Origin of the sequence: Salipiger mangrovisoli, from assembly GCF_015223355.1 — a bacterium.
In the GTDB taxonomy this organism is placed as follows: domain Bacteria; phylum Pseudomonadota; class Alphaproteobacteria; order Rhodobacterales; family Rhodobacteraceae; genus Salipiger; species Salipiger mangrovisoli.
In genome coordinates, this window is record NZ_JADFFK010000010.1 from 99,420 (window position 1) to 114,248 (window position 14,829).

Below are 14,829 nucleotides of genomic sequence, written 5' to 3' on the forward strand. Positions count from 1 at the left end.
CAGATAGAATCACTCAGCCCAGTGCACCACCGCCTGATCAAGCACCGCGTTGATCGGGGCCTCCTCGGGCGGCAATCCCTTGGCGTTCTCGAGCGCCGCGCGCTTCTCTGCACCGTAGATCAGCACGTGCTTGCTGAGTGCCCCGTCGAGCACCGGCGCGGTCAGCGTGATGCGCGGCTCGGGCGCACCGGGCGCGCGCATCGGCAGCAGGATCGGCGCATCGGCGTCCAGCGCCTCGGCCAGCCGGTCGGCGCCGGGAAAGATAGAGGCCGTGTGCAGATCGGTGCCCATGCCCAGCAGCACGACCCCGAGCGGCAGCGAGGGGCGGATCGCCTCGGCCAGTTCCTCGAGCTTCTCCTCGGGCGTGCCGGCATCGGAATAGAGCGGCAGCAGACGCGCGGCGGCGGCCTTGCCGGTCAGCAGGCGCTCGCGCAGCAGCCGGGTGTTGGACCGCTCCGAGGTCTCGGGCACCCAGCGCTCGTCACCGAGCAGCACATCCACCCGGTCCCAGTCGAGCGAGGTGGCGCTCAATGCGTCGAAGATCGGCCCCGGAGAGGTGCCGCCGGGCACCGCCAGCGACACGCGCTTGCCCTGCTGCAACTGCGTGCGCAGTTCCCCGGCGATCATGTTGGCAAGGTCGATCGCCAGCATCTCGCGGTCGGGATAGTCGCGGAATTCGTAGCTCATGTCTTGATCCCCCGCCAGCGGCGGCCGTCCTTGTTGATCAGGAAGGCGGCGTCATCCGGTCCGGTGCTGCCCGCGTCATAGGGCTTGGGGTGATCGCCGCGGCGCTCCCAGCCCTCGATCAGAGGATCGGTCCAGGCCCAGGCCGCCTCGACCTCGTCGCCGCGCATGAACAGCGTCTGGTTGCCGCGGATCACGTCCATGATCAGCCGCTCGTAGGCATCGGGCGCATCCTCGGCGTCCGGCCCCAGCGCGTCGGCGAAGGACATGTCGAGCGGCACGTCGACGAGCCGCATGCCCCCCGGCCCCGGCTCCTTGATGGTGACCCCCAGCGTCATGCCCTCGTTCGGCTGCAGGCGGATCGACAGCATGTTGCGGTGCCGCCCGGCGTCCATGCCGAAGATCGAGTGCGGCGCGTCCTTGAACACCACGGCGATCTCGGAGGCCTGCGCCGAGAGCCTTTTACCCGTTCTCAGATAAAACGGGGTATTCGCCCACCGCCAGTTCGAGATGTAGCACTTCATCGCCACGAAGCTCTCGGTCTTCGACGCCGCGTTCTCGACGTCCTCGCGGTAGGAATTCACCTCGCCGTCCGAGGTATACTGGCCGCGCACGATGCTGTCGGGGTCCACCGGATCGAGCGCGCGGATCACCTTGAGCTTCTCGTCGCGCACCGAGTCGGGCTCGAAGCGCGCCGGCGGCTCCATCGCGATGAGGCACAGCAGCTGCATCAGGTGGTTCTGCACCATGTCGCGCATCGCGCCGGACTTGTCGTAGTAGCTGCCGCGCCCGGCCACGCCCACCGTCTCCGCCACGGTGATCTGGATGTGATCGACGTATTGCGCGTTCCACAGCGGCTCGAACAGCATGTTGCCGAAGCGCACCGCCATGAGGTTCTGCACCGTCTCCTTGCCGAGATAGTGGTCGATCCGGTAGATCTGCGCTTCGGTGAAATGCCGCGCCAGCTCCTCGTTGAGCGCGCGCGCCGACTCGAGGTTGTGACCGAACGGCTTCTCGACGACGATCCGCACCTCGGGATTGGTCAGCCCATGGCTGCGCAGCTGCTCCGCGAGGTCGCCAAAGAGGCTCGGCCCCACCGAGAAATAGAAGGCGCGCACGATGCTCTCGTCGTCGCGCAGCGCCGCTTTCAGCTCGCCCCAGCCGCTCTCGCCGCGCGCGTCCACCGCGACATAGCCGAGCAGGCCGAGAAACTCCTCCAGCACGCTGTCGTCGCATTTCGCCTTGCCGAACTCGCGGATCGCCTCGCGCACCATGTCGCGGTATTCGTCAACCGAGATCTCGGAGCGCGCGGCCCCGATGACGCGCGAGCCGGCGGGCATCTGGCCCGAGCAGTAGCGGCGGAAGAGACCGGGCAGGATCTTGCGGCGGGCAAGATCGCCGGTGCCCCCAAAAATGACGAGGTCGAAAGGATCGACGGGAATGACGCGGGAAACCATTTCGGGCCTGTCTCCGATTCTTATGTCGTGGCGGTTAGCGCTAACCGCGCCTTGCCTACCCCATTGCTGCCCGCGAGTCTAACATCCTGCGGCACCGCGGCAATGGCGTCCGTAGGATAATCCCCGCCGGTAACCATTTGCCGAAGCGCGACAGTCCGCTTGAACCGCCCGTGCGCCCGTGCGACCCAAGGGCAGGACAAGACGACAGCAACAAGGCCGCGGCTTGCGCGCGGAACAGACGGGGCGGGCCATGGCACGACGGATCATCATAGACACAGACCCCGGACAGGACGACGCGGTTGCCATTCTCCTCGCCCTCGCCTCGCCCGAGCTCGAAGTGCTGGGGCTGACCACCGTGGCCGGCAACGTGCCGCTGCCGCTGACCTCGCGCAACGCGCGCATGGTTTGCGAACTGGCCGGACGCCGCGATATCCCGGTGTTTGCCGGCTGCGATGCACCGCTGGCGCGCAAGCTGGTCACCGCCGAACACGTGCACGGCAGGACCGGGCTCGACGGCCCGGTGCTGCCCGAGCCCGCCATGACGCTGCAGGACCGCCACGCGGTCGATTTCATCATCGACACGCTGCGCGCCGAGCCCGCCGGCACGGTCACGCTCTGCCCGCTGGGGCCGCTGACCAATATCGCCAGCGCCTTCCGCCGCGCCCCCGACATCGCCGGGCGGGTGCAGCAGATCGTGCTGATGGGCGGCGCCTATTTCGAGGTCGGCAACATCACCCCTGCAGCCGAATTCAACATCTACGTCGACCCCGAGGCCGCGGCCGAGGTCTTCGCCGCCGGCGTGCCGCTGGTGGTCATGCCGCTCGACGTGACCCACAAGGCGCTGGTCACCCCGGCGCGCAACGAGGCGATCCGCGCCCTCGACACGCCGGTCGGTCGGGCCGTGGCCGAAATGACCGACTTCTTCGAGCGCTTCGATCTGCAGAAATACGGGTCCGAGGGCGCGCCGCTGCACGACCCCTGCGTCACCGCCTACCTGCTGGCTCCCGAGATCTTCTCTGGCCGGCACATCAATGTCGAGATCGAGACCACCTCCGAGCTGACCCTCGGAATGACCGTGGCCGACTGGTGGGGGGTCTCGGGCCGCGCGCCCAATGCCACCTTCATCGGTGATCTCGATGCCGACGCCTTCTTCACCCTGCTCACCGAAAGGCTGGCCACGCTATGAAATCCCTGCATCTCGCCGGCGCCGATGATCTCGAACGGCTGCTTCCCATGGTGGTCAGCCTGCAGGCCGAGCGCCAGCAGCAGCCCGACGAGGCGCTGATCACCGCCGCGCTCACGCCGCTGCTCGAGGGCGCGCCGCAGGGCGCCGCCTGGCTGATCGGCCCGCGCAAGGCACCTGTCGGCTACGTGGTGGTCAGCTTCGGCTGGTCACTGGAGAGCGGCGGGATGACCGGCACGATCGACCAGATCTACATCCGCCCCGCGGTGCGCAGCCGCGGCATGGGCAGCGAGGCGCTGTTCCAGCTCACCCAGGCGCTGCGCCAGGGCGGGGTCACCGCCCTGCAGATGGAGGTGGCGCAGGACGACGAGCACCTGAAACGCTTCTGCCGCCGCGCCCGCCTGCAGGACCGCCACGCCACGCTCATGCGCTGCCCGCTCTGAGGCGCGGGCGGCAGGGGCGCTGCCCCTCTTGGCCTCCGGCCAATTCACCCCGGGATATTTGGGCCCAGAAGAAATTCCGCCTGCCGGTCTTCTAGGCCCAAATATTCCGGGGAGCGCGAGGGGCAGCGCCCCTCGCCCGCGCGCTCACCGCTCCGGCAGCGGGATGAACTCCGCGTCGTCCCCCGGCGGCAGGTGGAAGCGCCCGTTCTGCCAGTCGCCGCGGCGCCAGGCTTCCTTGGCCTCCTCGATGCGCTCCTTCGACGAGGCGACGAAGTTCCACCAGATGTAGCGCGGCCCGTTCAGCGTCTCGCCGCCCAGCACCATCAGCCGTGCGCCCTGCGGGCCGGCCCGCAGCGACACCCGGTCGCCGGGGCGGAAGACCATCATCCGTCCGGCCTCGAAGCTGGTCCCCGCCTGCTCCACCGCGCCCTCGACCACGTAGACGCCGCGGTCCTCGTGATCGTCGGGCATGGGCAGCCGCGCGCCCGGCTCCAGCCGCGCATCGGCGTAGAACATCTCGGAGAAGGTCTTCACCGGCGCCACCGCGCCCCAGGCGCGGCCGAGCACCAGCCGCACGCTCTTGCCCTCGCCCTCCATCAGCGGCAGCTCCCCCGCACCGGCGTGCATGAAGTCAGGCGCCGCGTCCTCCGCCTGCTCCGGCAGTGCCAGCCAGGTCTGGATCCCGAGGAACGGCATCGGCGTGCGCTGGCTGGCGTCGTCGGTGCGCTCGGAATGGGTGATGCCATGGCCTGCCACCATGAGGTTCACGGCCCCCGGTTCGATCCAGCTGTCGGTGCCGAGCGAATCGCGGTGGTGCATCCGGCCCTGGAACAGGTAGGAGATCGTCGCCAGCCCGATGTGCGGATGCGGCCGCACATCCATGCCGCGGCTCGGCAGGAATTCCACCGGCCCCATCTGGTCGAAGAAAATGAACGGGCCGACCATCTGCCGGCGCGGCGCGGGCAGCGCCCGGCGTACCTCGAAGCCGCCAAGGTCGCGGGCACGTGGCACGATCAGCGTGTCGATTGCATCCACCTCGTTTCCGGTCGGGCAATGCGGCTCGAGGGCGGGGTTCCAGCTCATGGCATGTCTCCTCTGGTTTGACCAAGGGTAACTCGGAACGGCGCTGCGCCCTACAGTCACCCGCGCGCGGCGGATGTGCAGCGGCGCAGGTGTCTTCCCTTTCCCGCCGTCGTCCCTATGCTCGCGCCAGCAAGGGATCCTATGCCATGCCCGACCTTCTCGCCGCCCCGCGCGCCGCCCCCGAGGGCTTTTCCGATTGGCCGGAACTGCTTGCGCTGATCCGCGGCAGCTTCGCCTATATGGACGGGCGTATCGATCCGCCCTCCTCGGCGCATCTTCTGACGCCCGCAAGCCTGCGCGACCGCGCCGCGGCAGAGCATCTCTACATCGCAGGGCCGCCGCTTCTCGGCTGTGCCTTCTTCGCCGAGCAGCCCGATGCGCTCTACATCGGCAAGCTCGCCATCGCCCCCGATGCGCAAGGCGCGGGACTCGGCCGGGCGTTTCTTGCCGAGGCCGAGAGCCTGGCGCGCCGGCGGGGCCTGCCTCGGTTGCGGCTCGAGACCCGCGTCGAGTTGACCCGGAACCACGCCGCCTTTGCGCGGCTCGGTTTCATCAAGACCGCGGAAAAGGCCCACCCAGGCTTTGACCGGCCGACATCGATCACCCTGGAGAAGCCGCTCTTTGCCTGAGCGCCTCCGCTGCCTAAATGGTACCCCATGACCCTCACGATCCCCTTCGACAACAGCTACGCCCGCCTGCCCGAAGCCTTCCATGTGCGGCTTGAACCGGCGCGGGTGGCCGCGCCGAAGCTCATCGCGTTCAACGCCGGGCTGGCCGCGGAGCTCGGGATCGGCGGCACCGAGGACCCGCTCCTCGCGGCGATCTTCGCCGGCAACACGCTGCCCGAGGGCGCGGAGCCGCTGGCGCAGATCTATGCCGGGCACCAGTTCGGCGGCTTTTCCCCGCAGCTCGGCGACGGCCGGGCACTGCTGCTCGGCGAGGTGGTGGACAAGGCCGGCGTGCGCCGCGACATCCAGCTCAAGGGCTCCGGCCCCACCCCCTTCTCGCGCCGCGGCGACGGGCGGGCGGCGCTGGGTCCGGTGCTGCGGGAGTACCTGCTCTCGGAGGCGATGCATGCGCTTGGCGTGCCGAGCACGCGCGCGCTGGCCGCGGTGCGCAGCGGCGAGGATGTGTATCGCGAGACGATCCTGCCCGGCGCGGTTTTCACCCGCGTTGCGGCCAGCCATATCCGGGTGGGCACCTTCCAGCTCTTCGCCTCGCGCCAGCAGTATCCCGAGCTGCACCAGCTCTTCGAGTACACCCGCGACCGGCATTACCCCGAGGCCAAGACCCCCGGCGAAATGCTGGCCGCGGTCTGCCAGCGACAGGCCGAGCTGGTGGCGCACTGGATGTCGCTCGGCTTCATCCATGGCGTGATGAACACCGACAACTGCACGCTCTCGGGCGAGACCATCGACTACGGTCCCTGCGCCTTCATGGACCAGTACCATCCCGACACCGTCTATTCCTCGATCGACCAGCACGGGCGCTATGCCTACCAGGCACAGGCCGACATCATCGTCTGGAACATGGCGCAGCTCGCCACGGCAATGGTGCCGCTGGTACAGGACCAGGAGGCCGCGGTCGCGGAGTTCACCGAGATCATCAACGCCATGCCGAACCTCATCCGCGGTGCCTGGCTGACCCGCTTCGGGTTCAAGCTGGGCATTGCCGCACCGGCGCCCGAGGACGCGCGGCTGATCGCCGACCTGCTGCACCTGATGCAGGCGGGCGGGTCGGATTTCACAAACACCTTCCGCGCCCTCGCCGCCGGCTCGGCGCGGGACGAGATCGCCGACCGCGGCGCCTACGACCCATGGCACGCGCGCTGGCAGGAGCGCATTGCCGGCGACGCGGGCGCCGCGCCGCGGATGCGCGCCGCAAACCCCGCCTTCATCCCGCGCAATCACCGGGTCGAGCAGGCGATCGCCGCGGCAATGTCGGGCGATGAAAGCCTCTTCCACCATCTCGGTGCCGTGCTCGCCCGTCCCTATGACGACCAGCCCGAGGCCGAGGATCTGCGCCGTCCGCCGCTGCCGGGGGAAGTGGTGCGGGCGACCTTCTGCGGCACCTGACCGCGGCCGCGCGCAAGCCCGCACGGCCCGGCAAGACCCGCAAAGCGTCGGGAAAAGCGCGCAAATCCGCCCATCGGGGAATTTTCCTTCCCCTAGGTAAGCGCTTCCGGCACTCTGACCGCAAAGTCAGTCAGCACATGCATGCAGAAGGGAGCGCGAAGATGAGTCTCATGGGCACTCTGGCGAAGATCGCCATCGGATATGCCGCGGCACGCGGTGTCGATCGGCTGTCGGGCGAGCAGGGTCTCGGCACGCTGATCGGCGGCAAGGCGCAGATCCCCGGCTCCGAGCCCGGCACCTCGCTGCAGGCGCAGATGGGCAAGATGCTCGGCGGCAGCGGCAACCCGCTGGGTGCCATCATGGAGCAACTCAAGAAAAGCGGCTTCGGCGGGCTGCCGGGCATGGAGCAAGCCGGTCAGGCGGCCAGCACCGGCCTCGCGGGAATGCTCGCGGCGGCGGCCAAGGCCGCCAACATGGGTGGCAAGAACCTCGGCGACATGCTCGACAAGATGAGCGCCTCGCAGGCAGCAGCCCCCGAGGCCGAGAGCGCCGCCGGGCTGATGCTGCGCGCGATGATCCAGGCCGCCAAGGCCGACGGAGACATCGATGCCGCCGAAAAGGCAAAGCTGACCGACACGCTCGGCGCCGACGCCTCGGCCGAGGACATCGCCTTCCTCAAGGCGCAGCTTGCCGCCAAGCTCGACCCCGAGGCGCTGGCCAAGGACACACCCGACGCGCAGAAAACCCAGGTCTATGCCGCCTCGCTGATGGCAATCACGGTAGACACGCCGAAAGAGGCCGAATACCTTGATCGTCTCGCCAAGGCGATGGGGCTGCCGGAAACCGCGGTGAACGCGCTTCACATGCAGATGGGCCTGCAGCCGCTCTACGCCTGACCCATCGCCGGGTTTTCCGGCACGATTTCCGAAGGCCCGCATGCAGAAACATCCCTACTACGGCCTGGGGCTCGCCGCCCTGGGCGCCATGGTCCTGACGCCCGATACGCTGCTCATGCGCCTGTCGGGTATGGAAGGCCTGTCCATGCTGGTCTGGCGCGCGCTCGCGCTGGGGGCGATGTTCTGGGCGATCTTCCTCGCCACGGCGCGCGGGCCGCGCAACCTACACCTGCTGCTGTCCCGCCCCGGTCTGACGGTGATTGCCTGCCAGAGCGCCAATGCCGCGCTTTTCTCGCTCGGCATCGCAGTCGCGCCGGTGGCGGTGGTGTTGCTGGCGGTGGCGACCATGCCGGTCTGCGCCGCGGTGCTGTCACGGCTGCTCTATGGCGAGCCCACGAGCCGCGCCACCTGGATCACTATGGCCGCGGTTCTGTTCGGCATCGGTCTGGCGGTGAGCGGCAAGGGAGACCTCGCGGCCAGCCCCGGCGCCATCGCAGGGGCGCTCTGCGGCTTCGGAGTGGCGCTCACGCTCGGGCTGAGCTTTGTCACCCTGCGCCATGCCCCGGCCCTGCCGCTGATGCCCGCCATGGGCACCGGAGCCCTGATCGCGGGGCTCTGCGGGCTGGCCCTGGTCCCGACGGGCGCGCTGACCGAGGGCCACGTGCTGCCGATCCTCGCCACAGGCGTGGTGATCCTGCCGGTGTCCTTCTTCTGCCTCAGCTCGGCCTCACGCCATACGGCGGCGGCCAACGTCAGCCTGCTGATGCTGCTGGAAACGGTGCTCGGCCCGGTCTGGGTCTGGGCCTTCCTCGACGAAGCGCCAACCCCGCGCATGCTGCTTGGCGGCGGCCTCGTTGTCATCAGCCTGGCGCTCTACATCCTCGGCACGCGCCGCCGCGCCACGCGCCCGCCCTCAGATTCTTCTCTTTCCAAATACGCTGGGGGTGAGGTGCGCAGCGCCGAGGGGGCAAAGCCCCCTCTCTCCTGAACCTCCACCCGCGCCAACCTTCGACGCGCAGCGCGCCCGCGGCGTCAGCCGACCAGCAGGTTCACCCGCCGGTTCTGCTTGCCCTTGTTCTCGATCTTGCCAAGGCGCAATTCACCGATCTCGCCGGTGCGGGCCACATGGGTGCCGCCGCAGGGCTGAAGGTCGATCTGATCGGGACCTGCACCGATGCGCACCAGCCGGATGCGTCCGGCACCGCGCGGCGGCTGCACGCTCATCGTCTTGACCAGTTCGGGGTTCGCGTCCAGCTCGGCCTCGGTGATCCAGGTCTCGCTCACCGGCAGGTCGCGCGCGACGAAAGCGTTGAGCTGCGCCTCGAGCGCCTCGCGGTCCTCGGGCGGCTCGGGCATGAGGAAATCCAATCGCCCCTTGCCGGCGCTGATCTGCCCGCCGGTCACCGGCAGCGGCAGCGCCACGGACAGCAGGTGCAGCGCGGTATGGACGCGCATGTGCCGGTGCCGCCGTTCCCAGTCCAGCACCTGCGTCACCCGCGCACCGACATAGGGCAGAGGCTTGGGTTCGGCGGGCACCAGCACAATGGTTTCGCCCTCCCCCTTGACCGCCGTGGCGATCTCGATCTCGCCCCCCGGCCAGCGCAGTCGGCCGCTGTCGCCGGGCTGACCGCCGCTGGTCGCGTAGAAAAGCGAGGCATCAAGCAGGATGCCCCCTTCCTCGGTAAGCCCCATCACCTCACCCGGCGCCTCGCGGCGATAGGCATCCTCAAGGAACAGTCGTTCCGTCACATCACTCTCCTAGTCGTCTTCCGGTCCGACATCGTCTTCCGCCCCGATATCCTCTTCCGGTCCGACGGCCGGAAAGGCGGAGCGCTCGCCGCCGGTGCCCTTGTGGTCCTGCCGCGCAGCCGACGCGCCCTCCGGCGCGGCCGGGTCCTTCGGCGTCTCCCGAGAGGGATACAGCGCTTCGGGGTTGCGCAGCCAGATGTCACGCTGCGCAAAGGGAATCTCGATGCCCTCTTCCACGAAGCGCGCGTAGATCTCGTGGTTGAAGTCCGACAGGATCCGCACCTTCTGGTTCACGTCGCGCACGATTGCGCGGATCTCGAATTCCAGAGAATCGGCGCCGAAGCGGGCGAAGACCACCGAAGGCTCGGGGTTCATCAGCACCATGTCGTGCTCGCGCACGATGCGCAGCAGGATTTCCTCGACCCGCCGGGTGTCGGAGCCATAGGCCACACCGACGGTCGTGAACACCCGCCCGATGACATTGCCGCGGGTGAAGTTTGTCACCGTCCCGGAAATGAAGTCGGAGTTGGGCACGATCACATCGGTGCGGTCGAAGGTCTCGATCCGCGTGGCGCGCACCGAGATGTCCTTCACGATGCCCATATTGGTGCCGACCTCGATCCAGTCGCCCTGGCTGATCGGTCGCTCGATCAGCAGGATGATCCCCGACACGAAGTTCTGCACGATGTTCTGCAGGCCGAAACCGATGCCGACCGACAGCGCCGAGATGACGTAGCCGAGCGCGGTCAGGTTGATCCCCGCCGCGGTGATCGCCATCACCGCAGCCAGCATCACGCCAGCATAGCCCAGACCAGAGATCACCGCGTTCTGCCCGCCGATGTCGAGCTTGGTCTTCGGTAGGATCGAGCTGCGCAGCCCGCTTTGCAGCAGGCGGGTGATGCCGTAGCCGACGGCAAAGACCACCAGCATGGTCAGGAAGCTGGTCGGAGAGATCCGCGCGTCGCCCAGCAGGAAGCCTTCCTGGAAGCGCGCCCAGAGCTCGGTGATATCGGCGATCCGCGCGCCCCAGATCAGCGCCATGACCGGCAGGGCGAGCAGGATCAGGACGACCCCTGCCAGCACGGTGATGAGGCTGTCGTCCGGGTCCTTGCGGGTGATCAGCGCATAGAGATCCTTGATGAACCGTTGCAGCACGAGCACCAGCGCCAGCAGCGCCAGCGATTGGACCGCCGGAAAGACCATACCCTGGCCGACCCGGTGATAGCCCACCGCCGCCATGATCGGCCCGAAGATCGCAAACAGCATCGCCAGCCGCCCGATCATCCGGGCCAGCTGCATGCGGAAGGTCGAGCCCTCGAGCAGCGTGCCGTCGCCCTCGTCGGGCTCGATCTGACTGAGGCCCGACAGGATGTGCCCCAGGCGGAACAACATGAGCGCGGTGAGCACGATCAGCGGGAAGTCGAGAATCGCGTTGGTCGCATCCGAGAATTCGAAGATCTGCGACAGCGTCTGGCCCATGCCGCGCAGCACGAAGAGCAGCGCGAGGACCGAGGCATAGAGCCAGGCCTCGGTGCGCTGCCAGTTGGGCAGAGGCATGGTGGCGATCGAGTCGTCGCTGTTGAAGCTCTCACCCGCCAGCCAGCGGATGTAGAGCAGCACCAGCCCCCAGATCGGCACCGAGTACATGACCACAGTGAGGTTCGTGCCGGGCAGCCCGGAGATGGTCGCGGCCACGACCAGCAGGATCAAACCGCCAAGCGGCACCAGGATCGAGCCGAGCGATGCGAGGAAGCGCCAGACACCGGTGCCCCGCCGGGTCCGCCGGCGCAGCCATTCCTCGATGCGCCGCACCCAGACCGGGCCGCGGATGACCAACAGAGCCGACAGGCCGACGAGCAGGATGATCACCGGCAGGTTGTCGCGCGCCGCCGCGCGCTTGCTTTCCGAGGCGACGTTGTCACGCACCTCCTGCACCAGCGAATTCCCGGCTTCCACCACGTCGTTCAGGGCCGGTCCCCAAAGCTGCCAGTTCAGCGGCGACGGTCCGAGGGTCAGCAGACGGCTGGTCTGCATCTCGCGGATCCTGGTATCGATCTCGCCGATCAGCCCGTTGGCCTGGGTATAGGCCTCCTGAGCGCGGCGCACCGGCGCCTGCGCATCCGAGAGCTGCTGGTTCAGGTCGGCGCGGCGGGCGGCAATGTCCGCGGCCTCGCTCTCGCCCTCGGCGGGCGCCGGCCCCAGCGCGTCCAGCTGCTGCTGCAACGTGCCGATGCGCGAGGCATTGGTGCTTTCAGCGCGCAGGAAGCTGTCGCGCCATCCCGCGATATCGCTGCGCAGGTCCTCGTATTGCTTGACGGTAACGTCCTGCCCGTCAAGCAACCCATCGGCTTGATCGGCAAGCTTGGCCCAGGTGGTGTAGTCGATGTCCTGGGCCTGCGCGACCGCCAGGGTCGCGCAGAGCAGGGTCACCGCGCAAGCGGCAAGGCAGCGCCGGATCAGGGCAATCATACGTCCTCGAAGACGCCGGGGATCGAAGCAGGCGAGCGGTCGAGCCAGCTCGGCACGGGCAGGTCGCGCGAGCGCAGGAAGCCGGGGTTGAACAGCTTGGACTGGTAGCGCGTGCCATAGTCGCAGAGCACGGTGACGATGGTGTGACCCGGGCCCATCTCCTTGGCCATGCGGATCGCCCCAGCGACGTTGATGCCCGACGAGCCGCCGACGCAGAGCCCTTCCTCGGAGAGCAGGTCGAAGACCACCGGCAGCGCCTCGGCATCCGGCACCTGGTAGGCGAAATCGGGGGTGAACCCCTCGAGGTTGGCGGTGATCCGCCCCTGGCCGATGCCCTCGGTGATCGAGTCGCCCTCGGCCTTCAGCTCGCCGGTGGTGTAATAGCTGTAGAGCGCCGCGCCCATCGGGTCGGCAAGGCCGATCTTCACGCCCTTGGGCTGAAGCGCCCCCGCGACCCCGGCCAGCGTGCCGCCCGAGCCCACCGCGCAGATGAAGCCGTCAACCTTGCCGCCGGTCTGCTCCCAGATCTCGGGGCCGGTGGTTTCCACGTGGGCCAGACGGTTGGCGACATTGTCGAACTGGTTGGCCCAGATCGCGCCATGCGTTTCGGTCTTCGCCAGCTGCTCGGCCAGCCGGCCCGAGTAGCGCACGTAGTTGTTGGGGTTGCGGTAGGGCGCCGCCGGGACCTGCACCAGCTCGGCACCGGCCAGACGGATCATGTCCTTCTTTTCCTGGGACTGGGTCTCGGGAATCACGATCACCGTGCGGAAGCCCATCGAGGCACCGACCAGCGCGAGGCCGATGCCGGTGTTGCCCGCCGTGCCCTCGACGATGGTGCCGCCGGGTTCCAGCAGCCCCTTCTCCATCGCGTCCTTGATGATGTACAGCGCCGCGCGGTCCTTCACCGACTGACCGGGGTTCATGAACTCGGCCTTGGCGAGGATCTCGCAGCCCGTCATCTCGCTGGCCTTCTTCAGGCGGATCATCGGGGTATGTCCGACGGCCTGCGCCAGATCCTGTGCCACGCGCATGGGTCTCTCCACTTCGTCACTTCGTTGGAAGTCAGGTGTAGGGCGGACGCGGGGTGAACTCAAGCCGCCGAACGGAGCCGCTCACGTGCCCGTGCCAGCCACAGCAGCATCATCGCCAGCGGCCCGGCGTTGACCTCGCCGCTGTCGACCAGCTGCATGGCCTGCTCGAAGGGCAACACGTGGCTGCGGATGTCCTCGTGCTCGCTGTCGAGCCCGCCCATGCCGCCACTGTGGTCTCCAAGGTCGCAGAGGCCCAGGAAACAATGGAAGAACTCGCTGGTATAGCCCGGCGAGGCATAGACCCGCACCATCGGCTCGAGCGTGCTGAGATGCAGCCCGGCCTCCTCGACCGCCTCGCGCCGGGCACAGGTCTCGGGGCTCTCGCCGGCATCGACCAGCCCGGCCACCGGCTCGAGCACCCAGGGGTGCCTGTCCTCGCGAAGGATCGGCCCGTAGCGCATCTGCTCGATCAGCAACACCAGGTCGCGCCGCGGGTCGTAGGGCAGCACCAGCGCCGCGTCATAGGCCACGAAGCCCTCGCGGTGGATCACCTCCGACACGCTGCCATCGAAGCGCTCGTGTTGCAGCGTGAAGTCGCGCATCCGGAAGAACCCGTCATGCGCCGGACGGTCCTCGAGGATGCAGACCGCCCCCTCGCGCGTGCGGTCCGAGCGCAGCGTGCAGGGGGTCTCGGCATTCGCCAGCACCCGCGGCCAGGCCCGCGCCGCCAGATAGGGCCGGATCTTGCGCACCATGGCGGCGGAACGCCGACCATGGCCGCGCATGATCTCCCGCGCGATCTCGCAGCCAAGCTCTGCCGCCTGCGGATCGTGCGCGCCCCCCGTCCAGGGGGCACCCTCGGCGCTAAGGTCGATGCGGGCACGCACCGGTTCCGCCTCCCCCGGCAGCGCCACATCCAGGAACTCCTCGGATTGCCAGCCGGTGAAGTAACACAGCCGCTCCACGTCGGCCGCGCTCGCGTCGAGCAAGAGCCCCGGTGCCACCTGCTCCGGATCGGGACGAAGCGCCGTAAGCCGATCGGCGCCGCCCTCGGGATCAAGCACCACATGCCCCGGAAGACGTGCCGGCACCAGGTCCGCCGCGCGGCCGAGCACGATCTCCAGCAGCGCCGTATCCGCCAGCGTCCCCGACAGGAAAACCTTCATGCGAGTCATCTCCAGTTGCGCGCGACCACTTCCGTCAGCGCGCCGGACAGCACCGCGCCGGCGATCATCAGGCCGATGAACCCTCCGTCGATCAGATGCGCACCGAAATCAAGGAAGAGTTGGAACACCGCCATGACCGCCTCCATCATGCTGTCGTACCTGTGGCGCATGGCCAGGCGGAACATCTCGTTGAGCGCCTGGACCATCACCCCCCAGAACACCAGCGTCGCCGTCGCGGTGATCCCCGCCGAGATGCCATTCGCCATGCCGCGCCCGGCCCGCGCGCCGAGCACCCGCCAGCCGCACACCAGACCCAGCATCACGTTCACCCACAGGAAATAGCCGAACACCGTGGTGTCGGGCATCAGCGAGGTCATGATGTACCGCGAGGCGATGAAGGCCAGCAGCGCGAGGCACAGAGCGGCGACGAGGCGCGCAGCGGTGGTCATACGGAGGCCCTCCGAACCCTAAGCAATTGTTAACCGGTAGCTAACGCCGCCGCGCGGAAGGATGCAAGACAGAGACCGCCGAAGCGGCGCTGACGTCACCCGTCTGCGTCCTCCCGGTCAACAATGCGCGCAGGCCTCCGGGCT

The 14,829-nt window shown here is 68.3% G+C and carries 14 protein-coding genes; 6 read left to right on the top strand and 8 right to left on the bottom strand.

The genetic code is table 11. The annotated features are described in order from the left end of the window. Window positions 1–9: 9 nt before the first annotated feature. Together pgl and zwf are read right to left on the bottom strand one after the other, a co-directional pair. A complete protein-coding gene (pgl, locus tag IQ782_RS14585) occupies window positions 10–687 on the bottom strand; it encodes a 6-phosphogluconolactonase (protein WP_194135393.1) in 678 nt (225 codons plus the stop codon). Beyond that, on the bottom strand, window positions 684–2,141 hold the full coding sequence (gene zwf, locus IQ782_RS14590) for a glucose-6-phosphate dehydrogenase (protein WP_194135394.1): 1,458 nt from the start codon (window positions 2,139–2,141) through the stop codon (window positions 684–686). The genes pgl and zwf overlap by 4 nt, the downstream gene beginning before the upstream one ends. A 250-nt stretch (window positions 2,142–2,391) precedes the next feature. Here zwf and IQ782_RS14595 point away from each other — a divergent pair, with 250 nt between their 5' ends. Continuing rightward, window positions 2,392–3,327 (top strand): nucleoside hydrolase, encoded by a 936-nt coding sequence (locus IQ782_RS14595; protein WP_194135395.1) that lies wholly within the window; start codon window positions 2,392–2,394, stop codon window positions 3,325–3,327. Continuing rightward, the gene (locus tag IQ782_RS14600; protein ID WP_194135396.1) at window positions 3,324–3,767 is read left to right on the top strand and encodes a GNAT family N-acetyltransferase; all 444 of its coding nucleotides are present in this window, start codon (window positions 3,324–3,326) and stop codon (window positions 3,765–3,767) included. Before IQ782_RS14595 ends, IQ782_RS14600 begins: the two co-directional genes overlap by 4 nt. A gap of 144 nt (window positions 3,768–3,911) precedes the next feature. Here IQ782_RS14600 and IQ782_RS14605 read toward each other — a convergent pair whose 3' ends face one another. Then, window positions 3,912–4,850, bottom strand: a complete 939-nt coding sequence (locus IQ782_RS14605; protein WP_194135397.1) for a pirin family protein — start codon at window positions 4,848–4,850, stop codon at window positions 3,912–3,914. A 146-nt stretch (window positions 4,851–4,996) separates the two neighbouring features. Here IQ782_RS14605 and IQ782_RS14610 point away from each other — a divergent pair, with 146 nt between their 5' ends. From IQ782_RS14610 to IQ782_RS14625, 4 genes are all read left to right on the top strand, one after another. Further along, window positions 4,997–5,479, top strand: a complete 483-nt coding sequence (locus tag IQ782_RS14610) for a GNAT family N-acetyltransferase (RefSeq protein WP_194135398.1) — start codon at window positions 4,997–4,999, stop codon at window positions 5,477–5,479. A gap of 27 nt (window positions 5,480–5,506) precedes the next feature. Next, window positions 5,507–6,925: a protein adenylyltransferase SelO gene (locus IQ782_RS14615; protein ID WP_194135399.1), complete on the top strand. Its 1,419-nt coding sequence runs from the start codon at window positions 5,507–5,509 to the stop codon at window positions 6,923–6,925. Window positions 6,926–7,086: 161 nt separating this feature from the next. Then, a complete protein-coding gene (locus IQ782_RS14620; protein ID WP_194135400.1) occupies window positions 7,087–7,821 on the top strand; it encodes a tellurite resistance TerB family protein in 735 nt (244 codons plus the stop codon). A 40-nt stretch (window positions 7,822–7,861) separates the two neighbouring features. Further along, on the top strand, window positions 7,862–8,809 hold the full coding sequence (locus IQ782_RS14625; protein WP_194135401.1) for a DMT family transporter: 948 nt from the start codon (window positions 7,862–7,864) through the stop codon (window positions 8,807–8,809). Window positions 8,810–8,853: 44 nt separating this feature from the next. Here the strand turns inward: IQ782_RS14625 and IQ782_RS14630 are convergent, their stop codons facing one another. Genes IQ782_RS14630 through IQ782_RS14650 form a run of 5 tightly spaced genes read right to left on the bottom strand, consistent with a single transcriptional unit; the run spans window position 8,854 to window position 14,685 of the window. Continuing rightward, entirely contained in the window at window positions 8,854–9,570 is a 717-nt protein-coding gene (locus IQ782_RS14630; protein ID WP_194135402.1) for an alanine--tRNA ligase-related protein, read from the bottom strand. Window positions 9,571–9,579: 9 nt separating this feature from the next. Beyond that, complete coding sequence (locus IQ782_RS14635; protein ID WP_194135403.1) at window positions 9,580–12,039, bottom strand: DUF3772 domain-containing protein; 2,460 nt, start codon at window positions 12,037–12,039, stop codon at window positions 9,580–9,582. Further along, a complete protein-coding gene (locus IQ782_RS14640; protein ID WP_194135404.1) occupies window positions 12,036–13,070 on the bottom strand; it encodes a cysteine synthase A in 1,035 nt (344 codons plus the stop codon). Before IQ782_RS14640 ends, IQ782_RS14635 begins: the two co-directional genes overlap by 4 nt. Window positions 13,071–13,129: 59 nt before the next feature. Next, entirely contained in the window at window positions 13,130–14,236 is a 1,107-nt protein-coding gene (locus tag IQ782_RS14645; protein WP_240989303.1) for an NUDIX domain-containing protein, read from the bottom strand. A gap of 5 nt (window positions 14,237–14,241) precedes the next feature. Then, on the bottom strand, window positions 14,242–14,685 hold the full coding sequence (locus IQ782_RS14650) for a TrgA family protein (RefSeq protein ID WP_194135406.1): 444 nt from the start codon (window positions 14,683–14,685) through the stop codon (window positions 14,242–14,244). Window positions 14,686–14,829 lie beyond the last annotated feature (144 nt).

Bases quoted from the DNA above. Each gene is read 5' to 3' on its own strand.
- pgl (WP_194135393.1), bottom strand. From the start codon at position 687: ATGAGCTACGAATTCCGCGACTATCCCGACCGCGAGATGCTGGCGATC.
- zwf (WP_194135394.1), bottom strand. From the start codon at position 2,141: ATGGTTTCCCGCGTCATTCCCGTCGATCCTTTCGACCTCGTCATTTTT.
- IQ782_RS14595 (WP_194135395.1), top strand. From the start codon at position 2,392: ATGGCACGACGGATCATCATAGACACAGACCCCGGACAGGACGACGCG.
- IQ782_RS14600 (WP_194135396.1), top strand. From the start codon at position 3,324: ATGAAATCCCTGCATCTCGCCGGCGCCGATGATCTCGAACGGCTGCTT.
- IQ782_RS14605 (WP_194135397.1), bottom strand. From the start codon at position 4,850: ATGAGCTGGAACCCCGCCCTCGAGCCGCATTGCCCGACCGGAAACGAG.
- IQ782_RS14610 (WP_194135398.1), top strand. From the start codon at position 4,997: ATGCCCGACCTTCTCGCCGCCCCGCGCGCCGCCCCCGAGGGCTTTTCC.
- IQ782_RS14615 (WP_194135399.1), top strand. From the start codon at position 5,507: ATGACCCTCACGATCCCCTTCGACAACAGCTACGCCCGCCTGCCCGAA.
- IQ782_RS14620 (WP_194135400.1), top strand. From the start codon at position 7,087: ATGAGTCTCATGGGCACTCTGGCGAAGATCGCCATCGGATATGCCGCG.
- IQ782_RS14625 (WP_194135401.1), top strand. From the start codon at position 7,862: ATGCAGAAACATCCCTACTACGGCCTGGGGCTCGCCGCCCTGGGCGCC.
- IQ782_RS14635 (WP_194135403.1), bottom strand. From the start codon at position 12,039: ATGATTGCCCTGATCCGGCGCTGCCTTGCCGCTTGCGCGGTGACCCTG.
- IQ782_RS14640 (WP_194135404.1), bottom strand. From the start codon at position 13,070: ATGCGCGTGGCACAGGATCTGGCGCAGGCCGTCGGACATACCCCGATG.
- IQ782_RS14645 (WP_240989303.1), bottom strand. From the start codon at position 14,236: ATGAAGGTTTTCCTGTCGGGGACGCTGGCGGATACGGCGCTGCTGGAG.
- IQ782_RS14650 (WP_194135406.1), bottom strand. From the start codon at position 14,685: ATGACCACCGCTGCGCGCCTCGTCGCCGCTCTGTGCCTCGCGCTGCTG.